A 24,257-nucleotide genomic window follows, 5' to 3' on the forward strand; every position below is an offset into this window, starting at 1 on the left:
TCTCCCCGAATCTCAGTCCCGCACCGGTAAACGCGGTGCGAGTTCTTTAAGTGCGCGACGATAGACCTCGCGCTTGAAGGTGACCACCTGTCCCAGCGGGTACCAGTAGCTGACCCAGCGCCAGCCGTCGAACTCCGGCTTGCCGGTCAGGTCCATGCGTACACGCTCTTCGGCGCTGGTCAGGCGCAGCAGGAACCATTTCTGTTTCTGTCCGATGCACAGCGGCTGGCTATGGGTACGCACCAGGCGTTGCGGCAGACGATAGCGCAACCAGCCACGGGTGCAGGCGAGGATATTCACATCCTGCTCTTCCAGGCCGACTTCTTCGTTGAGTTCGCGAAACAGGGCTTCTTCCGGCGTTTCACGGGCGTTGATCCCGCCTTGCGGGAACTGCCAGGCATCCTGATTGATCCGCCTGGCCCACAGCACCTGACCGACATCGTTGGTCAAGATGATGCCGACGTTCGGGCGAAAACCATCGGAGTCGATCACGGCATACAACCTCGCAGACGCATGTCGCGGCATTGTTCCACAAAACCGCGATAAGCCGAAAGCACGGCAAGCCGCCGTTCGGCACGTACCCGCGCGCTCGGCGAGGGGCCGCCCGAGGCTGCGCGCAAGACGCTGCAACCGGTATGCTTGGGGCTGCCCTGACCATCATCGAGGAAAACATCCGTGCGCCTGGCTCTATTCGATCTCGACAACACCCTGCTGGCCGGTGACAGCGACCACGCCTGGGGCGAATACCTCTGCCAGCGCGGCATCGTCGATCCGACCCAGTACAAGGCACGCAACGACGCCTTCTATCAGGATTACCTGGCCGGCAATCTCGACGTGCACGCCTATCAGAATTTCTGCCAGGAACTGCTCGGCCGCAGCGAGATGGCGCAGCTGCAGCAGTGGCACGACGAATTCATGCAGGATTTCATCGAGCCCATCGTGCTGAGCAAGGGCGAGGCCCTGCTACGCCAGCATCTGGAGGCGGGCGACAAGGTAGTGATCATCACCGCCACCAATCGCTTCATCACCGGGCCGATCGCTGCACGCCTGGGCGTCGATACCCTGCTGGCGACCGAATGCGAGATGCGTGACGGGCGCTACACCGGTCGTCTAACCGACATCCCCTGCTTCCAGGAAGGCAAGGTCCAGCGCATCGAGCGCTGGCTGGCGGAAACCGAGCAGACTCTCGAAGACGCCTATTTCTACAGCGACTCACGCAACGACCTGCCGCTGCTGCAGCGCGTCCCTCACCCAGTGGCGGTGGATCCGGACCCGGTGCTGCGCGACTTCGCCACCGAACGTGGCTGGCAGATCATCTCGCTGCGCTGAGCCAGCGCAGCAGTCATGCCCGAGCCGGTCGAATCAGACCGGCTTGGCGCCCATCAGGGCGGTGATGGCAATCAGCACGACCAGCACCAGCACAGCATAGATGCCGGCGTTACGCGCCGCAGTGGCGTTGCCCGGCGCCTGCCAGGCGGCAAGACGCCCGGCCAGCAGCAGAACCAGCGGGATCAGCACGAGGAACAGCACGGAGCTGGCCAGCAACCAGAACTGGCCCAGCGGCCACCCGGCCAAATGTGTCAGCCACCAGCCGGTCACCGGCAGCGACAGGCCGATCACGGCCAGCAGCGGCAAGGACAGTCGGCGGGTGCGCTGCAGCTTGCGTTGCAGCACAGCCTGATCGCCACCGCGGCCGGCCTTCCACAGCATCAGCAGATGCACGATGACACCCAGCAACAACAGCACCGCCGTCGCACCATGAATGATTCTGAGGGTGAGGTAGTGGTCCATTTGCCTTCCTTTAGGTTCGCTTAGCCGAGAAACAGCTTGTAAGCCGGATTCTCGCTTTCGTCCCAGTAGCGGTAGCCGATCTTGTCCAGCGCGGCCGGTACCAGATGGCGCTCGTCGGCCGGCACCTGCAGCCCCGCAACTACCCGGCCGTCGGCGGCACCATGGTTGCGGTAATGGAACATCGAGATGTTCCAGCGCCCGCCGAGTTTGTTGAGAAAGTTGAACAGCGCGCCGGGGCGCTCGGGAAACTCGAAGCGCAGCACCATCTCGTTGCTGACGCCGGCGGCGTGGCCACCGACCATGTGCCGCGTGTGCAGCTTGGCGAGCTCGTTATCCGTGAGGTCGAGCACCGGAAAGCCCTTGTCGCGCAGCCCCTGCACGAGCGCCGCACGCGGGTCGTTCTCAGGGTGCGTCTGCACGCCGACGAAGATGTGCGCCTCGCGGTCGGTGTGGAAACGGTAGTTGAACTCGGTGATCTGGCGTTTGCCGATCGCCTCGCAGAAGGCCTTGAAGCTGCCCGGCTGCTCGGGGATGGTGACGGCGATGATCGCCTCGCGCTTCTCGCCCAGCTCGGCGCGCTCGGCGACGTGGCGCAGGCGGTCGAAATTGACGTTGGCGCCGGAGTCGATGCCCACCAGCACCTGGCCGCTGATGCCTTCGCGCTCGACGTATTTCTTGATCCCGGCCACGGCCAGCGCACCTGCCGGCTCGGTGATCGAGCGGGTATCGTCGTAGATATCCTTGATCGCCGCGCAGATCTCGTCGGTACTGACGGTGATCACTTCGTCGACATGATCCTTGCAGAGCTCGAAGGTGTGCTGACCGATCTGCGCCACCGCCACGCCGTCGGCGAACAGCCCGACCTGCTCGAGCACCACACGCTCGCCAGCGGCCATTGCGGCCTGCAGACAATTGGAGTCGTCCGGCTCGACGCCGATCACCTTGGTCTCTGGGTAGAGGTACTTCACGTAGGCGGCGATGCCAGCCACCAGGCCGCCGCCGCCCACCGGAACGAAGATCGCGTCGATCGGCCCCTGGTGCTGACGGAGGATCTCCATCGCCACGGTACCCTGCCCGGCGATCACATCGGGATCGTCATAGGGGTGGATATAGACGTAGCCTTTCTCTTCCACCAGCTTCAGCGAGTAGGCCAGCGCCTCGGGGAAGGCATCGCCATGCAGCACCACCTTGCCGCCGCGGGCACGTACGCCCTGGACCTTCAGCTCCGGCGTGGTTCGCGGCATGACGATGGTGGCCTTGATCCCCAGCTGCTTGGCCGCCAGCGCAACGCCTTGGGCGTGATTGCCAGCCGATGCCGTGACCACGCCACGCGCCAGCTCCTCGGCGGACAGCTGCGCCAGCTTGTTGTAGGCGCCGCGGACCTTGAAGGAGAACACCGGCTGCAGATCCTCGCGCTTGAGCAGAATCTGGTTGCCGATTCGTTCGGAAAGCTGGCGGGCGGGCTGCAGCGGGGTTTCGATGGCGACGTCGTAGACGCGGGAAGTGAGGATCTTCTTGACGTAATGTTCGAGCATTCTGGCTGTCTTGGCAGGCATTGCGAGGGAACGAGGAGTCTACCCCCCGCACGCCCCCGGCGACCACCGGCAATCCACCACGGCTTCGGCATGACAAGACCCGCCGCCGGCAGAGGGCTATAATCCGAGCCTTCGTCTTTCCCGCCCGGATTCCCGCCATGACCCAGGATCAGCTCAAGCAGGCCGTCGCCCAGGCCGCCGTCGACCATATCGTCCCGCACCTCAGCGATCGCAGCATCATTGGCGTCGGCACTGGCTCCACCGCCAACTTCTTCATCGACCTGCTGGCCAAGCACAAGGGCTTCTTCGACGGCGCCGTGGCCAGCTCCGAAGCCACCGCCGAGCGTCTGAAGCAGCACGGCATCCCGGTCTACGACCTGAACTCGGTGAGCGAACTGGAGTTCTATGTCGACGGCGCCGACGAGGCGAACAAGCACCTGGAGCTGATCAAGGGCGGTGGCGCCGCCCTGACCCGCGAGAAGATCGTCGCCGCGGTAGCCAAGACCTTCATCTGCATCGCCGACGGCAGCAAGCTGGTCGAGCAGCTGGGCGCCTTCCCGCTGCCGGTGGAAGTCATCCCGATGGCGCGCAGTCATGTTGCCCGCGAGCTGGTCAAGCTCGGCGGCGACCCGGTCTACCGCGACGGCGTGGTCACCGACAACGGCAACGTCATCCTCGACGTGCACAACCTGATGATCGGCTTCGCGCCGGAACTGGAAGGCAAGATCAACGACATCGTCGGCGTGGTCTGCAACGGCCTGTTCGCCATGCGCCCGGCGGATTTGCTACTGCTCGGCACCAAGGACGGCGTGCAGACACTCAAGCGCTGATCCGCCGCGGCGAAGCGCAACGGCGCGACGCCGAACTGGCGACTACGCTTTAGGTGCGCTGCGACGAGTCCGCCGCAGCTCATCACAGGAGGTGTCGCCATGTCCGGCAAATTCCAGTTGAAGAAATCCAGCAACGGCCAGTTCCATTTCAATCTTCTGGCCGGCAACGGTCAGGTCATCCTGTCCAGCGAGCAGTACAAGGCCCATGCCTCGGCGCTCAACGGCATCGATTCGGTGCGCAAGAACACGGTGCGCGAAGGTGCGTTCGAGGTCAAGGAGTCGAGCAACGGCAAGTACTTTTTCGTGCTCAAGGCAACCAACGGGCAGGTCATCGGCCAGAGTCAGATGTACGCCAGCCTGCACAGTGCCGAGCAGGGTTGCGACTCGGTACTACGCCACGCACCGAATGCCGCCCTGCAGGACGAAAGCGCGTCGGCCGCCTGACCGCCTTCAAAGCCGGTGATCGAGGCGGTAACCGATCACCTGGCCTGCTTGCTGAACACGTAGAACAGGTTCGGCTCGCTGACTACATACAGCGTGCCGTCCGGCCCCATCGCGATGCCTTCCGCCTGCGGCACATCCTGTTCCAGCCCATGCTTGCCGGCGTTCAGTGCCAGGCTGCTGAGTGGTTGGCCCTTGCTTCCCAATTCGACCACCAGCCGCGATTCGTCGGACAGCGCCAGCAGATGTCCGCTGCGCTCATCGAACTGCAAACTGGACAGATCACGCACGAACAGTCTGGCTTCGTGTTCATTGATATGTACTGCTGGCGTTTCGGCAGAATAGGGAAAGCCCGCGATTTCAAAAATCTTGACCGGGTTGCGCTCTTTAGCGACGAACAGGCGTCCGCCGGCCGTATCGTACGCGAGGCCCTCGAAGCCCTTGTTGCCGTTGAGGTCGATGCCCAGCGAAAGCTGTGAGGCGTGCGTGGCATCAATAATGGTCGTCTGCTCGTCGACTTCGACCCGAAACAGGCGCTGCCGGCGCTCGTCGCTGATCACATACACGCCGGCAGAGATGTACTCGACAGCCTCCGGGTCGCCGAAGCCAACGAGCGGGATCGCGCGCAGCAGATCGCCCTCCAGGCTGAGTTCGAGCAGGTGTGGATTGCCATTGGTGACGGCGATCAGACTGTTGCGATCCGGGTCGAAAGTCAGCGCCGAGAGATCGTCGTCGATTCCTTCGACCACCTTGCCCTGGATCGTCACCTGGTAATCCGGCAGCCACAATGAGGCGTCCTCCGCCGGTTCACCGCGATGCCACTGGTTGAGATGGAACCAGCCACGCTCGAACAGGCGGTAATGAATGCCGGCAGCGACGGCCAGCAACAGCGCCACAGCCAATGATGCCGCCGTAAACAATTTCAACGCACGCATAGAGACCTACTGTTGTTCTGATGGGCGAGCGATTGTCTTCAGTCAGGCTTACACCAAGCTTAATGCGGCCATTCAGCGCCTGCGGCTGAATACGTAGAAGCGGTTGGGCTCGCCGACCACGTAGATGTTGCCTTCGCCATCCATCGCCACACCTTCGGCCTGCTCGATCCCATGTACCAACCCATTGAGTCCGCCGAACAGGCTGATGAAGCTGCGCGGCTTGCCCTGCAGGTCCAGCTCCACCAGCAGCCGCGACTCGTCGGAAAGCATCAGCGTGTGGCCGCTGCGCGGGTCGATGGCGACGGAGGAAATGTCACGAACCAGCAGCCGTTGCCCGGGCACGGCCTGCAGCGCCCCGGCGGCGCCGTCCTCGCCGGGGAATGGGAGCTCGAACAGGCCCTGCGGATCACGTTCCTTGGCCAGCAGCAGGCGCTGCGTACGCGGGTTCCAGGCCAGTCCCTCGAAGCCCTTGTTGCCGGCATCGGCGAAGCCCAGGTCATAGCTGGCCAGATCATCGAGATCGAGGCTTTCCACGCCGGGCTCCAGACGGAACACCGCCACCAGCCGACGGCGCTCATCGACGATCGCCAGACGGCCGTCACCCAGGGCCTCCACCGCCTCGGGATCGGCGAAGCCGGTCAGCACGACGCGCCGCAGCACGACGCCAGCCGGGGTGAACTCGACCAGTTGTTCGCCGGTTACGGTGAACAGCGTGCCGGTCAGGGGATTCCAGGTCAGTCCTGAAGTTTCCTCGTCTTCCAGGCCGGCCAGGGTGGTTTCCAGGGTCAACTCGTAATCCGGCAGCCAGATGCTGGCTGCACGCTGTTCGGCGCTGACCGAACGCTCACCCCAGTACAGCTGCAGCTGATCGTCCCAGTGCAGCAGGCGCGTGGCGACGAGCAGCGCTATAAAAAGCAACAGCAGGATGGCGGCGACGATCAGACGCCAGCGGGAATAACGAACGGGCATGAACAGCGCTCCGGCGGAAGGTGCCGGATTACAACACGAGAGCGGTTCGCACAGAAGCAGCAGACGCGGCGGGTTTGCCCCGCCGCGCGCAGGTCAGATCACGCGGCTTTCGAAACGCGACAGCCCGATCAACTCCAGCACCAGTTGATCGCCCTGCTTGAGCGGGCCGACACCGGCCGGCGTGCCGGTCAGCACAACGTCGCCCGGCTGCAGACTGAAATGCCCGGCAATGTGCTGCAGCAGCGGCAGGATGGCATTGAGCATCTGGCTGCTGTTGCCGTCCTGGCGGACTTCGCCGTTGATGGTCAGGCGGATGCCGATGTCGCCCAGATCCTCCACCGCATCGCCCGGCACGAACGGCGCCAGCACGCAGGCGCCGTCGAAGCTCTTGGCGATTTCCCACGGATGGCCCTTTTCCTTCAGCTTCGCCTGCACGTCGCGCAAGGTCAGGTCCAGCGCCGGGGCGAAGCCGGAGATGGCATCGCGCACCTCTTCCTCGTTCGGTTTGCGCGACAGCGGCTTGCCGATCAGCACGGCGATTTCCGCTTCGTAATGCACGGCGCCGCGGTCGCTCGGAACGCTGAAGCCGTCGTCCAGCGGCACCGTGCAGCTGCCGGCCTTGATGAACAGCAGCGGCTCGGTCGGCACCGGGTTATTCAGTTCCTTGGCGTGCTCGGCATAGTTGCGGCCAATGCAGACCACCTTACCCAGCGGATAGTGGATCGGCGTGCCATCGGTGTAGTGGTGCTGGTAGCTCATCGAAGACTCCTGGTAATCCGTGGGCCGTTCAGGCCGCGAAAATCTTGCCCGGGTTCATGATCCCGTTGGGGTCGAACACCGCCTTGACTGCCTTCATGTACTCGATTTCCGCCGGCGAACGGCTGTATTCGAGATAGTCGCGCTTGGTCATGCCGACGCCGTGTTCGGCGGAGATCGAGCCGTTGTACTTCTGTACGGTTTCGAACACCCACTTGTTCACCGTGGCGCACTTGCCGAAGAACTCGTCCTTGTCCATCGCATCGGGCTTGAGGATGTTCAGGTGCAGGTTGCCGTCGCCGATGTGGCCGAACCAGACGATCTCGAAGTCCGGGTAGTGCTCGCCGACGATGGCGTCGATCTCCTTGAGGAAGGCCGGCACCTTGGCGATGGTCACCGAGATGTCGTTCTTGTACGGCGTCCAGTGACTGATGGTCTCGGAGATGTACTCGCGCAGCTTCCACAGGTTCTGCAGCTGCTGCTCGCTCTGGCTCATCACGCCATCGAGCACCCAGCCCTGCTCGACGCAATGCTCGAAGGTCGCCAGCGCCTGATCGGCGCGCTCCTCGGTGGTGGCCTCGAATTCCAGCAGCGCGTAGAACGGGCAGTCGGTTTCGAACGGCGCCGGCACGTCGCCACGCGCCAGCACCTTGGCCAGCGCCTTGTCGGAGAAGAACTCGAAGGCGGTCAGGTCCAGCTTGTCCTGGAAGGCGTGCAGCACCGGCATGATCGAATCGAAATCCGGGGTGCCCAGCACCAGCGCAGTGAGGTTGGTCGGCTGGCGCTCCAGGCGCATGGTGGCCTCGACCACGAAACCCAGGGTGCCCTCGGCACCGATGAACAGCTGGCGCAGGTCGTAGCCGGTGGCGTTCTTGATCAGATCCTTGTTCAGTTCGAGCACGTCGCCCTTGCCAGTTACCACCTTCATGCCGGCGACCCAGTTGCGGGTCATGCCGTAGCGAATCACCTTGATGCCACCGGCGTTGGTGCCGATGTTGCCGCCAACCTGGCTGGAGCCGGCGGAGGCGAAGTCCACCGGGTAGTACAGCCCCTTGTCCTCGGCGAACTGCTGCAGCTGCGCAGTGACCACGCCCGGCTGGCAGACGGCGGTGCGATCCATCTCGTTGAATTGGAGAATCTGGTTCATGTAGTCGAACGACACCACCACCTCGCCATTGGCCGCCACGGCCGCTGCGGAAAGCCCGGTGCGACCGCCCGAAGGCACCAGCGCGACCTTGCGCTCGTTGGCCCAGCGCACGATGGCCTGAACCTGCTCGATGCTCTTGGGAAAGACGATGGCCGAGGGCGCCGGAGCGAAATGCTTGGTCCAGTCCTTGCCGTAGGCATTCAGCGAATCGGCGTCGGTCAGCACTTTGCCGGGCTCGACCAGGGTTTTCAGCTCATCGATCAGGGCGGGGTCGGTCATCACGGGAACTCTCATACGATTCATGGTCACCCTGAGCACGCTTCAGCACAGGGGTGGGGGTGTTTCGCGGGGCTCGTATGCTAGCATACGCACCCCTTTGAAACGTGCCTCGGCAGACTCCCGACACCGCTAATGACGGGTCGGCCAGCCTTCGCTGGACACTTCAGTCCTATCCTTCGGCCTTAAGGTTTTAATGCAGATGAGCCAGACCTCTCTCGACAAGAGCAAGATCAAGTTTCTTCTTCTCGAAGGCGTGCACCAGAACGCCGTCGACACCCTCAAGGCGGCCGGCTACACCAACATCGAGTACCTCAAGGGCGCGCTGTCCACCGAGGAGCTGAAGGAGAAGATCGCCGACGCCCATTTCATCGGCATCCGCTCGCGCACCCAGCTCACCGAGGAAGTCTTCGAGGCCGCCAAGAAGCTGATCGCCGTCGGCTGTTTCTGCATCGGCACCAACCAGGTCGACCTGAACGCTGCCCGCGAACGCGGCATCGCGGTGTTCAACGCGCCCTACTCCAACACCCGTTCGGTGGCTGAACTGGTGCTGGCCGAAGCCATCCTGCTCTTGCGCGGCATTCCGGAAAAGAACGCCTCCTGCCATCGCGGCGGCTGGATCAAGTCGGCGGCCAACTCCTTCGAAATCCGCGGCAAGAAGCTCGGCATCATCGGCTACGGCTCCATCGGCACGCAGCTGTCGGTACTGGCCGAAGCGCTGGGCATGCAGGTCTTCTTCTATGACGTGGTGACCAAGCTGCCGCTGGGCAATGCCACCCAGATCGGCTCGCTGTACGAGCTGCTGGGCATGTGCGACATCGTCTCGCTGCACGTTCCGGAGCTGCCGTCCACCCAGTGGATGATCGGCGAGAAGGAAATCCGCGCCATGAAGAAAGGCGCCATCCTGATCAACGCCGCCCGCGGCACCGTAGTCGAGCTGGATCACCTGGCCGCCGCGATCAAGGACGAGCACCTGATCGGCGCCGCCATCGACGTATTCCCGGTCGAGCCGAAGTCCAACGACGAGGAATTCGAAAGCCCGCTGCGTGGCCTGGACCGCGTGATCCTGACCCCGCACATCGGCGGTTCGACCGCCGAAGCGCAAGCCAACATCGGCCTGGAAGTCGCCGAGAAGCTGGTCAAGTACAGCGACAACGGCACCTCGGTGTCCTCGGTCAACTTCCCGGAAGTCGCCCTGCCGTCGCACCCGGGCAAGCACCGCCTGCTGCACATCCACCAGAACATTCCGGGTGTGATGAGCGAGATAAACAAGGTCTTCGCCGACAACGGCATCAACATCTGCGGCCAGTTCCTGCAGACCAACGAGAAGGTCGGCTACGTCGTCATCGACGTGGACAAGGAGTACTCCGACCTGGCGCTGGAAAAGCTGCAGCACGTCAACGGCACCATCCGCAGCCGCGTGCTGTTCTGATTCGCTGACGCGGTGCGTTGAAAGGGAGGCTTCGGCCTCCCTTTTTCGTTCATGCGCACTGACTCAACCCGAGCGCTCTCCGCTAGCTGCGCAGCACCCGATTACCCGCAGCATCGACATCCGCCCCTGGCTGCTCGTCACGCGGCTCGGGCGTCGGCGGCACATCGGTCTCGATTGGCGCCTGGCGCGGCTGCAGCACCGGTGCTTCGATCTGTTCCATCTCGTCCGATTGCTGATCCGACTGCGGCCGCGGCTCGCGGTTGTCCAGCGGATGTTGACGCGCCTTTTCCGGATTGGTCGGCCCGGTAGTCTCGGCCAGGGCGCTCGTTGCGCCCAGCAGTGGCACCAGCAGAATGCTCATACGCAGCAGGTCCATCGTGCACCTCCCGATCTTTGCTCTTGCAGGTTCGGCACGCCGGCACCGACAAAGGTTTCCGCACAACTGCCGGCAACGGCCGAGCGGTCAGGCTGAACGCAGAACGGCCCGGCAAGCTGAGCCTGCCGGGCCGTTCAGGTGCAACCGATGGATCAGTAGGCGCCGCGTTCACCGCCCTCGCCGCCCGTACCGGTCGTACCCTGCTTACCAGCCGCACCATCGCCGCCAGCATCGACGCCGGTACCGTGATCGCTACCGTGTGTGGTCGCCGGGCGCTCAGTCTCGTCCGGCATCTTGCCGGTATCGGAGGTCGAATCCATTCCGTTGCCCGTGCCGCCCATGGTTCCAGGCTGCTCGGTACTGTGTCCCTTCGAATCACGGTGGCCGGTATCGGCGCCGGTACTGGTATTGCCGGCAGCGAATGCCGCGCTGGAAAGCAGTCCCGCCAGGGTGAATGCCGCAATCTTGTGCATGTTCATGATGACTCCTGCATATTTTCAGGGGGTTCATGTAATCCGGCAGCGGGACGGGTCAGGGGTTTCGTCGTCAGCATTTACAAAACGTGACAGCCCTGTAGAACGCCCGGCCAGAGCGGCTAGGCACTAGGACCGTCGGTCGCCTGCGGCCGGTCACCGAGCAGATCCTCAACGTAGAGCATGCGCACCAGCACCATGCCGACAGCTGCCAGTGGCGTCGCCAGCAGCAGACCCAGAGTACCGGCCAGAAGGCCGAACAGAAGTTGCACGGCGATGGTCAGCGCCGGCGGAACCGAGACGATGCGCTGCTGCATCCACGGCGTGAACACATAACTTTCCAAGGCCTGGATGAACAGATAGAGCGCGGCGACGTAGAGCACCGTGCGCCCGCCCTCCAGCGATGCCAGCAGGAGCGCCGGGATCACCGCCAGCACCGGACCGATATTGGGAATGAACGACAGCAGACCGGCGATCAGGCCGAGCACCAGCGCCAGCTCGATGCCCAGCAGCCACAGACCGAGCGTGGTCAGCACGCCGATCAGCAGCATTTCCAGCAGCTTGGCCAGCAGCCAGGCCCGCAATGTCGAGCCGCTTTCGTCGAGCACCTCCGCTGCGCGCGGTCGATAGCCCAGCGGAATCAGCTTCAGCAGCCCGCGCACGTATATCTGCGGATTGATGGCGAGGCAGATGCCGATGGCGAAGGCAATGGCGAAGCTGCTCAGCGCACCGACGATCGAGCCCATCACCTTGGTGACCACGCTGAACGCGCTAGAGCCGTCGGGCAGCGAGTCCTCCAGGCGTTCGCGCTGCTGCAGCAGTTCATTCGCCCAAGGCAACTGCTCGGCACGCTCACGCAGGCGCTCCACGGCCTCGGGCAGCGAATCGGAGAGCGCATCGGCCTGTTCGGCGATGCTCGGCGCGACCAGCCAGCCGCCGCCCCCCAGGCCGAGCAGCAAGAGCACGAAGAACACCGCCATGGACAGATTGTAGGACAGCGCCGTCTTGCTGCAGAGCCAGCGGCTCACGCCGTGAATCAGCACACCGAAAAGAATCGAGGCGAACAGCAGCAGGATGAAATCGAACGCCAGCCAGGCGACGATGCTCAGCAGCACCACGACGGCCAGCACCGCGGCCTGCACAATCGTGCGATTGGCGACCGTCTTGGCATCGTTCTGCGGTGTCGACGTGGACATGATGCTCCCCCTCGTGAGTACAAGAGGTACGACAGACCGCGCCGCGCATTAATTCAGCTGTTGCCGCCAATCAGCGCAGCAGCTGCCAGAGCGAGGCGCCGACGCCGGCCATGCTCTCGCCCGCCACCAGGCCAGCCGCGGCGACAATCACGAAGCGCTCGCCGAGACTGCGCCAGCGTGACGCGAAGGCCCAGGCGAGCACGGCACCGAAGGTCATCATCAGCGAAATCGACGCCGGAATGATGAATGCCAGGCCGAGCGCCGCGGAGCTCGGCAACCAGCGCAGCCGGCGTTCGGGCAGCAGCCCTTCCAGCGTCCCGAGCAGCACCCCGCAGAGCGCACCAGCGAGCATCGCCCAGCGAATGTCGGCAGCGAGCGCGCCCAGGCCGCCGGTCAAGGCTTCGGCCACTGCTTTCCAGGTGGCAACCGCCGGAGCCGGCCATTCGGGTGTGATCAGCATGCTCTGTGGATCGGGAATCAGCAGCTGATAGGCCAGTACGCCGACCACGCTGCCGAGCAGAATGCCGAAGCACTGCGCCAGCGCCTGACGCCCCGGCGCAGCGCCGATGGCATGCCCGACCTTGAAGTCGTTGAGCAGATCGGTGCACTGCCCCGCCGCGCCACCGGCGGTGTTGGCGCTCATCAGATTGACCGGCACCTGGCCCGGGGCGAACACGCCGAAGCTCAGCTGCGACAGCTGGCCGATGGCGCCGATCGGCGGAATCCCGGTCGCGCCGACGACCCGCGCGGCAACCATCGCCAGCAGCAGCGCCAGCGGAATCGACAGCGCCGCCAGCCAGGGGTCGATGCCGAACAGGCTGACCTGCAGCGCCAGCACCAGTCCTACCGACAGCGCAAAACCGGCCGCTGGCCAGCCGTGCGGGCGCCGCAGCACCGGCCGCCGGCGTGTCATTGGCGAGCGTGAGCGCAGCAGGCGCAGGCCCAGCGAGGTCAGCGTCGCGCAGACCATCAGGCTCACGCCCGGCCACAACAGCCATTCGATCAGCGCGGCGAACTGCGGCCCCTGGGCGGCAGCCGGCAAGCGCACCAGTCCCTCGGCCAGCAGCCAGGGCGCGATCAGGCCCCAGGCCAGCACGGCGCCGAGCAGCAGCGACAGGCCGACGCGCAACCCGATGATGCCGCCGAAGCCGAGCAACAGCAGCGAGGGTTCGAAGCTGAACGTCAGGCGTTCCAGCTGCGCCGAAGGGGCCCAGCGCGGCAGCGTCCAGAAAAAGATATCGACCAGTTTGCTCCCGGCGGCCAGCACGGCGGCACCGCCCAGTACCCAGAGCCGGCGCCCGGCCTCGGCGCCATGACTGTAGATCTGCTGCAACGTCGCCAGGGTCGCCATGCCCTCGGGAAAGCGCAGCCCCGACTCGACGATCAGCGAGGGTCGCAGGTACCAGGCCACCCAGACCCCGAGAAAACTCACCGAGAACACCCAGGCCATCAGCGGCAGGCTGTCCAGCTGCTGACCGGTGAGCAGGGTATAGGCGGGAATCGGTGCCACCAGCCCGCCGGAGATGATCGAGGCGCAGGACGAGGCGGCGGTCTGGTTGATGTTGCTTTCCAGCAGCGACCAGCGCGGGCGGCCGAACGCGACGGCAATGCTCTGCCAGAACGCGAAGCCGATCAGCAGCGCGATGATCGACATATTGAACGACCAGCCGATCTTGAGGCCCGAGTAGACATTCGACGGTGCCAGCAGCGCACCCAGCAGCAGACCGGTGAGCAAGGCACGCAGGGTCAGTTCACGAGACGAAACGGCAGAGGTGGTCGCGATCATTCCCCTACCTTAGCAGCCGCCCGGTGCAAAAACGCGCGCCCTTTCCGATGCCTCGCGTTCGACCTGGCGGAGTTGTGCACGTGCTGGCTGGATAATGCCCGTTCGCCATCTCTCGGCTGAACTTCGCTGCAAGGTGCTGGTCGTTTAGTAACTTTTTAATCAATCACGCCCGACTGACTAGGTACCGAACATGGACGCGGAGCTTACACGGGACACATCCTCCCCAACTGTCACGCTGTTAACCGGCAATGAACTGCTTGGGTTGTTCTTTCGCCACTTTCTAGGCGAACAGGCGCAAGTCGAAGTTGCGCTGACCGGACTGCAATCACCGGACAATCGCGGAGCCGACCTGTTTCTGGTCGACGCCGGCCATAGCGAAGCCGAACAGATATCCAGCCTGATCGACCAGCTCGACGAGCACACACCGGTGGCGCTGGTGAATATCGTCCCCGAGCAGGCCGAGCAGCTGGTCGAAAGACACCCGGTGATTCGCGGGGTGTTCTACAGCCACGCCACCCGCGAGCACCTGCTCGAGGGCATCCGCGTGCTGCTCAAGGGTGGCGACTGGCTGCCACGGGTCCTCACCGAGAGGCTGCTGGGCCAGTGGCGGCGCATGCGCCAGCTCGCTGAAACCAAGTCCAGCCTGACGCTGCGCGAGCGCGAGATCCTGAGCCTCGCCGGCAAGGGGCTGTCGAATGCGGAAATCGCCGAGCAGCTGTGCCTCAGCCCGCACACGATCAAGAGTCATATCCACAATCTGCTGCGCAAGATCGGCGCCTCCAATCGGGCCGAGGCGGCGTACCTGCTGCGTAGTCATCTCGACTGGGACAAGTCCTGTAGCGCTTGAGTAGCGTCCCGCAGCGACGGGCGGCCTAACGGAACGTCACTGAGACGCTCTGGCACGGTGCGAAAGCGTCACGCCCGTGCCAGGCATTAATCCCGAGCGAATTGCTCGTGCTACGTCTTTTACATCATCCGATGGATGTTCAAGGGTGTCCGCCGCGTTCAAGAATCGCGACCACTGTCATCCGGTACACGCCAATGGCCCGTTACGCCCTGCCCCGCGCCACATCACTGTCTGCCCTGGTTGCCTGCTTGGCCTGCGCGCCGCTGATGGCCGCCGACCTGATGGACAACGGCGATCTTTCACCCCTTGGCACCACCGCCACCCAGCTTGCGGTTCAGCTGACCGACGCCAGAGCCGCCTATATTCAGCAGCTCGGCCAGGGCAACCTCGCCGAGCTGACTCAGAACGGCCAGGCGTTGAGCGCGCAGATGCTGCAGCAGGGCGGCGATCAGGAAGCCTTTATCCTGCAGCACGGCGATAACCTGATGGCGGTCATCGAGCAGGTCGGCCAGGGCAACTACGCCGAAATCCGCCAGACCGGCAGCGACAACCAGGCCAGCATTAGCCAGTACGGCGCCTATAACGATGCGCGCATCGAGCAGACCGGCCAGGGCCTGCACAGCGCGGTGACGCAATACGGCGTCGGCCAGCAGATCAATATCGTGCAGGGTCGCTAGCGATCAGGAGAGTTCATGTTCAAGCCTACGGCAATTGCCACCCTGCTCACCCTCGCCGCCACTCAGGCCATGGCGCAGAACAGCATCGAACTGGAGCAGGTCGGCACGGACAATGTCGCCGAGCTGCAACAGATCGGCCTGGTCGAGTCCAGCACCATGGACGTCAGCCAGATCGGCAACCTCAACACCGCCAGCATTACGCAGATCGGCGAGGCCTACTTCAAGGTCGCCAACCTGCAGCAGATCGGTAACGCCAACGTCGCCACCATCGAACAGACCGGACGTACCAGCACGGTCGATGCCAGCAGCATCGGCAACGGCAACCAGATCACCGGCAGCCAGACCGCCTTCGTCACCGCACAGATCGAGCAGCGCGGCGACGACAACGTGCTGACCTTCGACCAGCAGGGCTACTTTGAAGGGTCGCGGATGATCGTGTCCCAGGACGGTCTGGGCAACCTGGCCGACATTTACCAGGGCGACGGCAATCGCATGAACATCGCCCAGGCCGGCACCTACAACATCGCCGAGATTCAGCAGAACGACTACCACAACGAACTCGACTTCACCCAGAGCGGCGACAGCAACCGGCTGACGGTCGACCAGAACGGCTTCGGCGGCCGCATCAGTGGCTCGTCGACCGGCAGCGGTAACAGCGTCGACATCGCCCAGAGCTTCATGTCCAACCAGGCCACGGTGATCCAGAACGGCAACGACAACCTGGCGAGCATCGAACAGGGCAACTACGGTCATCAGGCCACCATCACCCAACTGGGCAGCGCCAACGAGGCGATGATCCGCCAGAGCCTGCCGGCCAATGACTTCACCCGCCTGCCCGGCGTCGCGACGATCCACCAGAGCGGCACCGGCAACAGCGCCACCATCGTCCAGCAGTAGCGCAACTACCCTCCAGCCACGGACCGGCTTCAACGGAAACAGAACGGATGCTGACCATGACCCTCACCACTTGGCTGCTCGCAGCCACCCCCGCCCCTGCCGATGCACCGGTAGCCGTCAGTTTCGAGCTGCAACCGGCCGAGCAAAGCCGGCTTTCGCTCGCCCTGTGCTTCAAGGGCAGCGGGCAGCAGGTCCGCTTTCGTCTGAAGGTGCGCTCCAGTGGCAGGGCCGGCAATGCCCAGACCGCGCAGAGCGGCACGCTGATCGCCACCCCGACGCAGCAATGCCCGCTGAACAACCGCCTCGGCATCGCTGACGACACCCGTGTCGAGGCCGAGCTGCAGTGGTGGATCGACGATGCCGAGCAGCCGCCGATCCTGCGCAGCTACCCGGACGACGACGCCGATGTGGGCGACGAAAGCGAGCCGGAACAGATCGCGTGAAGGCCGAAAGCGGACCGACGGCGCACCAGGTGGCGCTCGTTCAGCGCAGGTTCAGCTGGGGTTCAGCCCGACTGACCGAACGGCACTCCCGCACGGCCCTGGCCGCTGCTAGAGTTCGCTGCCGAGCTATCTGCAGCCCATTGGAGGGCGCATGTCACTGGATGACCGCAAGAAACTCGTCCGTCAGCACATCGACCTGACCTGGAACCGCGGGCGCCTGGCGCTGGCCGAGCACCTGCACAGCAAGGATTTTCTCTACAAGAGCTCCTTCATCGGCCGGCCGCTCGCCAGCGCCGAGTTTCTCGACATGGTCCGGCAGATCCGCCACGCCATGCCGGAACTGGAAGTGGTGGTCGAGGAATGCATCGCCGAAGGCAACCGGGTGGTCACCTGGAGCACGCTGATCGGCACCATCGAGCAGCCGGCGTTCGGCTATCCGCCCAGCGACAAGGTGCTCAGCATTTCTGCCATGGCCTTCTGGAGCATCACCCCGACCCAGCAGGTGCAGGAAATCTGCACCATGTTCGACATGGAAAGCTTTCGCGCCCAGCTGGGCCTGGATACCCGGCCCTACGCCGAAAAAGCCCTGCCCTGATCCGATCGCTCACCACAGCCAGCCGAGCCACAACAGCGCCACCAGCAGCCAGGCGCTTAGGGTCAGCGCGCCGCGTTCCCACTGCCGATTCCAGCGCCGTTCGCGCGCCCGCCAGCGGTTCCGCTCGAGCTGCATCCCAGGTACTGGCAATGGCGGCTGGCGCAGCAGGCGGGTGAGATACAGCGATGCCCACAGTGCAGGATTGGGCAACTGCGCCAGCCGCGACGGCACCCTCCAGCCACGGCGCAGCGCCAGCAGCGTCAGACCCAGAGCTGCCAGCAGCGGCCAGAGCGCCGACCACAGGCCCGCGGGATACACCCCAGCCAGCAGCGCTTCGCGCATGGTCGGCCAAAACCAGGGCACGGATAGCGACGCCATGCTGAGCAGCGCCCACGGCAACCACTGGCCGAGCGGCGCGCGTGCACTGGCGTGCTGCTGGTCGCGCCACATCAGCCAGAGCGCGCGCCAGAGCAGCAACGCGGTGACGAAGCTGGCCAGGGTCAGCCAGGGCAACCAGGCGACGAAGGCGCTTTCATGCCAGGCCTCTTTCAGCAGGTACTTCACTGCCGCGCCGCTGGTGAACGGCGCGCCCATGATCGCCAGCGCCGGCAGCATCAGCAGCACCCAGCCCAGACGCGACAGCCGCCCTTCGTGGACCATCCCGGCGGCGAGGAACAGCGCGCCCTTGGCCAGCCCGTGATGCACGCCGAACAGCACCAGCACCGTCAGCAGCGCCGCAGACGGCGCCTCCGGGCTCCAGGCCAGTGCCAGGATCATCAGCATCCAGCCCATCTGGCTCACCGAGGACCAGGCCAGCACCGCCTTGGACTTGGCCGCGCACAGCCCCAGCGCAGCCGCATAGAGCGCGCCGAACAGGCCGGCGATCAGCAGCGGCGTGCTCCAGGCCGCCAGCGTCGGATCGCTCTCCGGCAGGCAGCGCCAGATGCCGAGAATGCCGGCCTTGAGCATCGCCCCGGAGAGTACCGCGCTGGCGGATGCCGGGGCCTGCGGATGGGCCAGCGGCAGCCAGACGTGCAGCGGCCAGAACCCAGCCTTCAGGCCGAGCCCGAGCACCAGCAGGGCCAGGGTCAGGTGGTCGATCGGCTGCGCCTGCCAGGTGGCGAAGTCGAAGGCCTGTTCGGTGCTGTGACTGCGCAGCAACAGCCCGGCGAGCAGCAGCATCTCGCCGCAGATCGCCAGTTGCAGATAGAGACGTCCGGCCCGCCGCGGTCCCGGTCCACCGCGCTGCACGATCAACCCGTAGGCCGCGAGGCTCATGGCGCTGAAGCCGAGGTAGAAGCTCAATGCGTCGGTGGCGATGATCAGCAGCAGATTGCCGGCCAGCGCCAGTTGCCAGAACGCCCAGAAGCGCAGCCGCTTCCGATCGGTGGCCAGGCTGCTGTTGGCAAAGATCGCCGCGCAACTCCAGAGCACGGCGGTAAAGCCCAGCCAGGCGCGGGTCAGCGTATCGCTGGCGCCCCAGCGCACACCCTCCCAGAGCCACGGCAACTCCAACGCTGGTGGCGGTTGCAGCGCAGCCAGCAGCGCCGGCGCACAGGCCAGCCACAGCCACGGCAGGCTGCGTTCGCGCAGCCACAACAGCAGAACGCCGCCGAGCAGCGGTGCGAAGGGCACCAGCAACCAGAGCCAGGCGTTCATATGGCGAACTCCCGCTCGACGATCAACTGGCTCCAGCCCAGCGGGCTGAGCGCGGTGGCCGCCAGCAGGCCGACCAGCAGCGACAGTAGCGCCGTGAGCAGCGGCGGCAGCAACAGCATCCAATGGGTTTCGAAACGCTCATCGGCCCAGCGGTTCTGGTGCCAGTCCGCCGGCTCGGCGAACCAGCCCCGCCACAGCAGCGGCAGGAAGTAGGCAGCGTTCAGCAGCGCCGAACCGAGCAGCACCAGCAGCACCCAGTCCTGACCGACCTCCAGCGCGCCGAGGCCGAGCGTCCATTTGCTGATGAAGCCGGCAATCGGCGGAATGCCAATCATGCCCAATGCGCCGATGGAGAACGCCGTCATGGTCCAGGGCATGCGCCGGCCGACGCCGTCCATCTCGCGGATGCGGTGAATGCCCAGGGTCTCGGCGAAATTGCCCGCGCAATAGAACAGCGTGACCTTCATCAGCCCCTGATGGACCAGATGCACCAGGCCGCCCACCGCCGCGATCGGCCCGAGCAGCGCGACGCCAAGCGTCACGTAGGACACCTGGCTGATGGTCGAGTAGGCCAGGCGCTTCTTCAGCTCCTGCTGCTGCAAGGCGCGCAGTGAGCCGTAGAGAATGGTCGCCGCCGCCAGCCAGAGCAGCGGCGTGGTGAGATCCAGCTGGGTCAGCGCCTCGGCGCCGAAGACGTCGTAGACCACCCGCACGATGCCGAAGGCCCCGGCCTTCACTACCGCCACCGCATGCAGCAGCGCACTGACTGGTGCCGGGGCGACCATCGCCTGCGGCAGCCAGCCGTGCAGCGGGATCAGCGCCGCCTTCACGCCAAGGCCGAGAATCAGCAGGGCGAAGGCCACGCGCAGCCCGACGTCATGCTCGCCGACTGCGTCCAGCAGGTAGCCGGCGGCCTGGAAATCCGGCGTGCCGGCCAGGCTGTGCAGCAAGGCCACGCCCATCAGCACCAGCGACCCACCACCGACGGTGTAGGCCAGATAGACGCGCCCCGCGGCGAGCGACTCCGGCGTGCCGCGATGCACCACCAGCGGAAAGGTGGCCAGGGTCAGCAGTTCGTAGAACAGCAGGAAGCTGACCAGATTGCCCGCCAGCGCCAGGCCCACCGTGGCGCTTACGCAAAGGCTGAAGTAGCCGAAGAAGCGCGAGCGCAGCGGCGAGTTTTCCAGGTAGCCGATGGCATAGATCGTCGTCACCGCCCACAGCAGGGATGACAGCGCGACGAATAGCAAGGCCAGCGCATCGGCCTGCAGTACCAGCGGCACGCCCGGCAACAATGGCACGCTGAAGCGGTACTCGCTGCCCTGGCTGACGCCATAGAGCATGCTGCCGACCAGCACCAGCTTGAGCGTCACGCCGAGCAGGTTGAGGGTCACACGCAGGCGCTGCTGGTCCTCGCGCAGGCCGAAGATCACCAGGCCCGGCAGCAGCGAGCTGAGCACGATGCCCAATGGCAGAAACGCATGCCAGCTCATCGCCCGAGCCCTCCCAGCCAGAGCAGCAGCGGCTCGCTGATCAGCGCCAGCCCCCAGACCAGCAGCGCCGGCAGCAACGCCAGCCACTGCGCCAGACGGTCGGCATGAATGCTCGGTGGATTCGGCCGGGCACGGTCGAAGCCGTGGGCGACGACGCGGAACACGTAGGCCGCCGACATCAGCGTGCCGAGCAAAACACCCAGCGCCCAGGGCCAGTGCTGCGGCCGTTCGAACAGCGGCTGCAACAACAGCCACTTGGCCAGGAAACCGCCACTGGGCGGCAGACCGATCAGGCTGCCGCCGGCCACGGCGAACGCCGCCAGGGCGATCGGCACGTTCTGACTCGCGCCTTTCATGCCGCTCACCCGCTTGCTGCCGAGGATGCTTTGCAACTCGCCGGCCGCGAGGAACATCGAAACCTTGGCCAGCCCGTGGGCCAGCACGAACAGCCACAGGGCCGCATGCAGGCGCGGTTCGTCCAGATGCAGCAACAGCCCCAGCGCCAGCAGCGCGTAGCCCAGCTGGGCGACCGTCGAGTAGGCCACCAGCGTCTTCAGTCGCGGCGCGCGCAGCGCCGACCAGCCGCCGCCGACCAGCGCCAGCACACCGGCGGCGCCGAACAGCAGGCCGGCGTCGCGGCCGAATTCAGCCGGGGCAATCTCGCTCCAGATCAGCCAGAGGATGTACAGCGGCCCCTTGACCACCAGTGCCGAGAGCAGCGCGCTGACCGCAGTCGGTGCCGCGGCGTGGGCCGGCGGCAACCACAGGTGCAGCGGCCACAGCGCGGCCTTGAGCATCAGCCCGAGGGTCATCAGCAGCAGCGCCAGATGGGTCACACCATCAGCTTCGGTCAGTTGCGCCAGCACGGCCAGATCGAGCACGCCGTAGCGCCCGTAGATCAGCGCCACACCGAGCAGGTAGGCCAGCGAGCCAGCCAGCGACAGCAGCAGGTAGTTCAGCGCCGGCTTCCAGGCCTTGCGCCCGGCCAGCGACACCAGCGCCACCGCGACCAGGCTGAGCAACTCCAGCGTCACGTAGAGGTTGAACAGGTCCGCCGACAGCCACAGCGCGGCCAGTGCCGCGTGCAGCAGGCAGGACAATGGCCAGTAATCCTGATTTCCGGCGGCATGGGCGATGCGCGCCGCGTACAGCGCCACCAGCAGGTGCAGCCCGGACGTGAACACCAGCAGCAGCGCGGCCAGTGGGGTCAGGCGGAAACGGATCGCCAACCCCGCCTCCCAGCCACCGACCAGCAGGCTGCGCTCGCCATGATCAAGCACCACCTGCAGCGCCATGATTGCTGCCACCAGCGCGCCCAGGCTCAGCGCGATCACCCAGCGGCCACTGCGCTCCGGGCGCAGCAGGATCAGCAGCAAGGCACCGGCCAGGGGCAGCAGCAGGCTGACCAGGGCGGCGTTCATCGCTCGTGCTCCTTCGACGCGGCCAGTGCACTGCTCAGGCGCAACGCCAGGGCGGTCGCACTCACCGCCACCACCAGCCCGGTGACCACCAGCGCCACCAGCAGCGGATCGCTCGGGTCGTGGCGCGCCGCCAGGGCGATCATCACCAGAAACACACCGCTGCCCATCAGGTTGATGGCAATGATTCGCCGCAGCGCATGGCGCAATGTGAGCAACCCGTGCAGGCCGAGCAGCCAGAGGGCGAAGCCGACGGCGATCCAGAACAGCGTGGCGCTCATTGCTGCGGCTCCGGGTCGTCGCCGATCACCAGCAGGCTCAGGCTGACGGCGATGGAGAGTGTCGCCGCGGCCTCGATGACGACGATCAGCGGCTTGGCCCAGCCGGTCGGGTACTGCAACCAGCCATCGCCAAACCAGGCGCAGGCTGCTGCCACCGCGACGAACAGCAGCAGGCCGATCAGCACCAGCAGGCGCAGCGGCCAGAAGCCCCAGCGCAACGCCGGCAACGCACCGGCCAGACGCAGCAGGACGATGCCGGAGGCCAGCAGCGCGCCGGCCTGGAAGGCACCGCCGGGCGAGGCGGCACCGCGCCAGAGTACATAGCCGCCGGCCAGCACCAGCAGCGGCGCGAGTGTTCGGCCCCAGGCGCGCAGCATAGGCCAGGGCTCGCTCAGCTGCGGCTGCAGCGATCCGAGCTGCCGAGCACCGAGCAGGGCCAGGAGCAGGACGGCCAGCTCGAGCAAGGTGTCCCAGGCGCGGAAATTGAGCAGCACCGCCGTGACCGGATGCTCGACGCCGCTCTGCGCCAGCGCGGCATCGATCTGCGTCGGCACGCTCGGTTGCAGTTCGGCCAGCGGCGCTAGCTGCGGCAACACCATCAGCAGGAGCGGCAGCACCACCGCCACCGCGGCCAGACGCCGGTGGCGCGACAGCTGCGGCTCGCTGCCGGCCCGTGGCTGGCGCGCCAGCGCGGCGAACAGCAGCACACCGGTCAGCCCGGCGCCGATGGCGGCCTCGGCCAGCGCCAGGTCGGCCGCGCCCAGTCGCGCCCAGACCAGCGCCAGCACCAGACCGAAGGCGATGAACAGCAACACGCCGGCATACAGCTGGCGCACATGCAGCGCGCCACCGGCCAGACCGAGCAGCAACAGGCCGAGGACCGCATCCAGCAGCCAGTCAGTCATCGCCGTCATCCTCGTCGGACTGACGAGCCAGCAGCTGACAGGCGGTGGCGCCGGAGGCCAGCACCAGCAGCCAGATCAGCAGCATCTGCGCGACTTCCAGCACGCCGCCGGCGCGCAGCGACAGGCCGGCGACTACCAGGCCGAGGCCGAGGGTGTCGGCCTTGGTCAGCGCATGCAGGCGACTCAGGGTATCGGGAAAGCGCAGCAGGCCGATGCTGCCGGCAGCGAAGAACCCCAGCCCACCGGCCAGCAGCAGCCAGCTGAAGAGGTCGAGCAGTTCACTCATGGCGGCTACGTCGCAGCAGCTGTACCAGAGCGGCGCTGATCATCGCCGCCAACAGCGCCAGCACCAGCGCCGCATCGCGCAGTGCCGGCGAGCCATGCCACTGCGCCAGCACCAGCAGCAGCGCCGTGCCGGTGGTGCCGAACAGCTGCACGGCAAGCAGCCGGTCGACCCGCCGCGGGCCGAGCAGTACGCGCCACAGGCCAATGATCAGGGTCAGCAGCAGAAGTGCGCAGAACACTGCCATCAAGGCCGCCCATCCACGCCAAGCAGCCGCTCCAGGCGCCGTTCCAGTTCGGCCACGGTGGCTTGCCAGGGCAGGCGCTCATCCAGCACGTGCACACGCATCTCGTCGGCATCGACTCGCGACGCCAGGGTCCCGGGCAACAGCCCGACCATCGCCGAGAGCAACAGGCGCACCCGCGGCGACTGGCTGGTGAGCGGATAGGGATGCCACGCCGGCTGCAGCGGACAGCGTGGCTGCAGCGCACGCCGCGCCACGTCCCAGCCACCGAGCAGCATGTGCTTGAGAAAGAAGCCGAGAAACGCCGGCAGCGCCGCCAGGCGCAAGGTCATCGGGCGCAGGCCGAGCCAGAGGCTCAGCGCGACGGCCAGGGTGATCGTCGGCACACCCAGCACCCAGCCCTGCCCGGCAGCGAACAGTGCCCAGAGTGCGGTGTAGAGCAGTGACCAGAAGAGTGCGTCGGTGGCTCCGCGACGCCATGCGGCCTGAGTCATCACAACCTCCTTGGCATTCCGATCTTTGTTACAAGTCGAGGCCAAGAGTTCGCCGCTGTCCACCAAACACCGCGAAGA

Annotated in this window: 28 protein-coding genes; 9 read left to right on the forward strand and 19 right to left on the reverse strand. The window is 65.5% G+C overall.

The window, feature by feature from the left end; genetic code table 11:
• Positions 1-12: 12 nt before the first annotated feature.
• Entirely contained in the window at positions 13-492 is a 480-nt protein-coding gene (locus tag CW305_RS13190; RefSeq protein WP_014821847.1) for an RNA pyrophosphohydrolase, read from the reverse strand.
• A gap of 183 nt (positions 493-675) precedes the next feature.
• On the opposite strand from CW305_RS13190, the gene CW305_RS13195 reads away from it, so the two are divergent.
• The gene (locus CW305_RS13195; protein ID WP_014821848.1) at positions 676-1,329 is read left to right on the forward strand and encodes a histidinol-phosphatase; all 654 of its coding nucleotides are present in this window, start codon (positions 676-678) and stop codon (positions 1,327-1,329) included.
• Positions 1,330-1,362: 33 nt separating this feature from the next.
• Here CW305_RS13195 and CW305_RS13200 read toward each other — a convergent pair whose 3' ends face one another.
• Together CW305_RS13200 and ilvA are read right to left on the reverse strand one after the other, a co-directional pair.
• A complete protein-coding gene (locus tag CW305_RS13200; protein ID WP_023444537.1) occupies positions 1,363-1,791 on the reverse strand; it encodes a DUF2269 family protein in 429 nt (142 codons plus the stop codon).
• 20 nt (positions 1,792-1,811) lie between these two features.
• Positions 1,812-3,326: a threonine ammonia-lyase, biosynthetic gene (gene ilvA / locus CW305_RS13205; RefSeq protein WP_245890996.1), complete on the reverse strand. Its 1,515-nt coding sequence runs from the start codon at positions 3,324-3,326 to the stop codon at positions 1,812-1,814.
• 158 nt (positions 3,327-3,484) lie between these two features.
• On the opposite strand from ilvA, the gene rpiA reads away from it, so the two are divergent.
• Together rpiA and CW305_RS13215 are read left to right on the forward strand one after the other, a co-directional pair.
• Positions 3,485-4,156 (forward strand): ribose-5-phosphate isomerase RpiA, encoded by a 672-nt coding sequence (gene rpiA, locus CW305_RS13210; protein WP_014821851.1) that lies wholly within the window; start codon positions 3,485-3,487, stop codon positions 4,154-4,156.
• Positions 4,157-4,255: 99 nt separating this feature from the next.
• Positions 4,256-4,600: a YegP family protein gene (locus CW305_RS13215; RefSeq protein WP_104098097.1), complete on the forward strand. Its 345-nt coding sequence runs from the start codon at positions 4,256-4,258 to the stop codon at positions 4,598-4,600.
• 35 nt (positions 4,601-4,635) lie between these two features.
• Here the strand turns inward: CW305_RS13215 and CW305_RS13220 are convergent, their stop codons facing one another.
• From CW305_RS13220 to CW305_RS13235, 4 genes are all read right to left on the reverse strand, one after another.
• Positions 4,636-5,532: an SdiA-regulated domain-containing protein gene (locus tag CW305_RS13220; RefSeq protein ID WP_104098098.1), complete on the reverse strand. Its 897-nt coding sequence runs from the start codon at positions 5,530-5,532 to the stop codon at positions 4,636-4,638.
• A 72-nt stretch (positions 5,533-5,604) separates the two neighbouring features.
• Positions 5,605-6,501, reverse strand: a complete 897-nt coding sequence (locus tag CW305_RS13225; RefSeq protein WP_104098099.1) for an SdiA-regulated domain-containing protein — start codon at positions 6,499-6,501, stop codon at positions 5,605-5,607.
• A 93-nt stretch (positions 6,502-6,594) separates the two neighbouring features.
• The gene (locus tag CW305_RS13230; RefSeq protein WP_104098100.1) at positions 6,595-7,260 is read right to left on the reverse strand and encodes a fumarylacetoacetate hydrolase family protein; all 666 of its coding nucleotides are present in this window, start codon (positions 7,258-7,260) and stop codon (positions 6,595-6,597) included.
• A gap of 28 nt (positions 7,261-7,288) precedes the next feature.
• Complete coding sequence (locus tag CW305_RS13235) at positions 7,289-8,683, reverse strand: FAD-binding oxidoreductase (RefSeq protein ID WP_104098101.1); 1,395 nt, start codon at positions 8,681-8,683, stop codon at positions 7,289-7,291.
• A 199-nt stretch (positions 8,684-8,882) separates the two neighbouring features.
• On the opposite strand from CW305_RS13235, the gene serA reads away from it, so the two are divergent.
• On the forward strand, positions 8,883-10,112 hold the full coding sequence (gene serA / locus CW305_RS13240; RefSeq protein WP_103456062.1) for a phosphoglycerate dehydrogenase: 1,230 nt from the start codon (positions 8,883-8,885) through the stop codon (positions 10,110-10,112).
• 82 nt (positions 10,113-10,194) lie between these two features.
• Here the strand turns inward: serA and CW305_RS13245 are convergent, their stop codons facing one another.
• From CW305_RS13245 to CW305_RS13260, 4 genes are all read right to left on the reverse strand, one after another.
• The gene (locus CW305_RS13245) at positions 10,195-10,488 is read right to left on the reverse strand and encodes a hypothetical protein (RefSeq protein ID WP_104098102.1); all 294 of its coding nucleotides are present in this window, start codon (positions 10,486-10,488) and stop codon (positions 10,195-10,197) included.
• Between the two features lie 152 nt (positions 10,489-10,640).
• Positions 10,641-10,967: a hypothetical protein gene (locus CW305_RS13250; protein ID WP_104098103.1), complete on the reverse strand. Its 327-nt coding sequence runs from the start codon at positions 10,965-10,967 to the stop codon at positions 10,641-10,643.
• 116 nt (positions 10,968-11,083) lie between these two features.
• Positions 11,084-12,157: an AI-2E family transporter gene (locus CW305_RS13255; RefSeq protein WP_104098104.1), complete on the reverse strand. Its 1,074-nt coding sequence runs from the start codon at positions 12,155-12,157 to the stop codon at positions 11,084-11,086.
• Between the two features lie 70 nt (positions 12,158-12,227).
• Entirely contained in the window at positions 12,228-13,943 is a 1,716-nt protein-coding gene (locus tag CW305_RS13260; protein ID WP_104098105.1) for an OPT family oligopeptide transporter, read from the reverse strand.
• 262 nt (positions 13,944-14,205) lie between these two features.
• Between CW305_RS13260 and CW305_RS13265 the strand changes: the two genes are divergently transcribed.
• From CW305_RS13265 to CW305_RS13285, 5 genes are all read left to right on the forward strand, one after another.
• Complete coding sequence (locus CW305_RS13265; RefSeq protein WP_041015247.1) at positions 14,206-14,790, forward strand: helix-turn-helix transcriptional regulator; 585 nt, start codon at positions 14,206-14,208, stop codon at positions 14,788-14,790.
• A gap of 194 nt (positions 14,791-14,984) precedes the next feature.
• Positions 14,985-15,467, forward strand: coding sequence for a curli production assembly protein CsgB (locus tag CW305_RS13270; protein WP_104098106.1), 483 nt, complete (start codon positions 14,985-14,987; stop codon positions 15,465-15,467).
• 15 nt (positions 15,468-15,482) lie between these two features.
• Complete coding sequence (locus tag CW305_RS13275) at positions 15,483-16,364, forward strand: hypothetical protein (protein ID WP_104098107.1); 882 nt, start codon at positions 15,483-15,485, stop codon at positions 16,362-16,364.
• A gap of 47 nt (positions 16,365-16,411) precedes the next feature.
• Positions 16,412-16,807, forward strand: a complete 396-nt coding sequence (locus CW305_RS13280) for a hypothetical protein (RefSeq protein ID WP_041015250.1) — start codon at positions 16,412-16,414, stop codon at positions 16,805-16,807.
• Positions 16,808-16,958: 151 nt separating this feature from the next.
• Positions 16,959-17,402: a ketosteroid isomerase-related protein gene (locus CW305_RS13285; RefSeq protein WP_044315835.1), complete on the forward strand. Its 444-nt coding sequence runs from the start codon at positions 16,959-16,961 to the stop codon at positions 17,400-17,402.
• 9 nt (positions 17,403-17,411) lie between these two features.
• On the opposite strand, the gene CW305_RS13290 is transcribed toward CW305_RS13285, so the two are convergent.
• The 8 genes from CW305_RS13290 to CW305_RS13325 are packed head-to-tail and all read right to left on the reverse strand — an operon-like array spanning position 17,412 to position 24,179.
• Entirely contained in the window at positions 17,412-19,061 is a 1,650-nt protein-coding gene (locus tag CW305_RS13290) for a complex I subunit 5 family protein (RefSeq protein WP_104098108.1), read from the reverse strand.
• Positions 19,058-20,554 carry a complex I subunit 5 family protein gene (locus CW305_RS13295; protein WP_101276239.1) on the reverse strand — a complete coding sequence of 499 codons (1,497 nt, stop codon included), beginning with the start codon at positions 20,552-20,554 and terminating at the stop codon, positions 19,058-19,060. The genes CW305_RS13290 and CW305_RS13295 overlap by 4 nt, the downstream gene beginning before the upstream one ends.
• Complete coding sequence (locus CW305_RS13300) at positions 20,551-21,975, reverse strand: complex I subunit 5 family protein (RefSeq protein ID WP_104098109.1); 1,425 nt, start codon at positions 21,973-21,975, stop codon at positions 20,551-20,553. The genes CW305_RS13295 and CW305_RS13300 overlap by 4 nt, the downstream gene beginning before the upstream one ends.
• On the reverse strand, positions 21,972-22,253 hold the full coding sequence (locus tag CW305_RS13305; protein ID WP_041015255.1) for an NADH-quinone oxidoreductase subunit K: 282 nt from the start codon (positions 22,251-22,253) through the stop codon (positions 21,972-21,974). Before CW305_RS13305 ends, CW305_RS13300 begins: the two co-directional genes overlap by 4 nt.
• A complete protein-coding gene (locus CW305_RS13310) occupies positions 22,250-23,158 on the reverse strand; it encodes a hydrogenase subunit MbhD domain-containing protein (RefSeq protein ID WP_104098110.1) in 909 nt (302 codons plus the stop codon). The genes CW305_RS13305 and CW305_RS13310 overlap by 4 nt, the downstream gene beginning before the upstream one ends.
• The gene (locus tag CW305_RS13315; RefSeq protein WP_104098111.1) at positions 23,151-23,444 is read right to left on the reverse strand and encodes a cation:proton antiporter; all 294 of its coding nucleotides are present in this window, start codon (positions 23,442-23,444) and stop codon (positions 23,151-23,153) included. Before CW305_RS13315 ends, CW305_RS13310 begins: the two co-directional genes overlap by 8 nt.
• Positions 23,437-23,688 carry an MrpF/PhaF family protein gene (locus tag CW305_RS13320; protein ID WP_104098112.1) on the reverse strand — a complete coding sequence of 84 codons (252 nt, stop codon included), beginning with the start codon at positions 23,686-23,688 and terminating at the stop codon, positions 23,437-23,439. The genes CW305_RS13315 and CW305_RS13320 overlap by 8 nt, the downstream gene beginning before the upstream one ends.
• Positions 23,688-24,179 carry a Na+/H+ antiporter subunit E gene (locus CW305_RS13325; protein WP_042925412.1) on the reverse strand — a complete coding sequence of 164 codons (492 nt, stop codon included), beginning with the start codon at positions 24,177-24,179 and terminating at the stop codon, positions 23,688-23,690. Before CW305_RS13325 ends, CW305_RS13320 begins: the two co-directional genes overlap by 1 nt.
• Positions 24,180-24,257 lie beyond the last annotated feature (78 nt).

It is taken from the genome of Stutzerimonas kunmingensis, assembly GCF_002929225.1.
Taxonomy (GTDB): Bacteria; Pseudomonadota; Gammaproteobacteria; order Pseudomonadales; family Pseudomonadaceae; genus Stutzerimonas.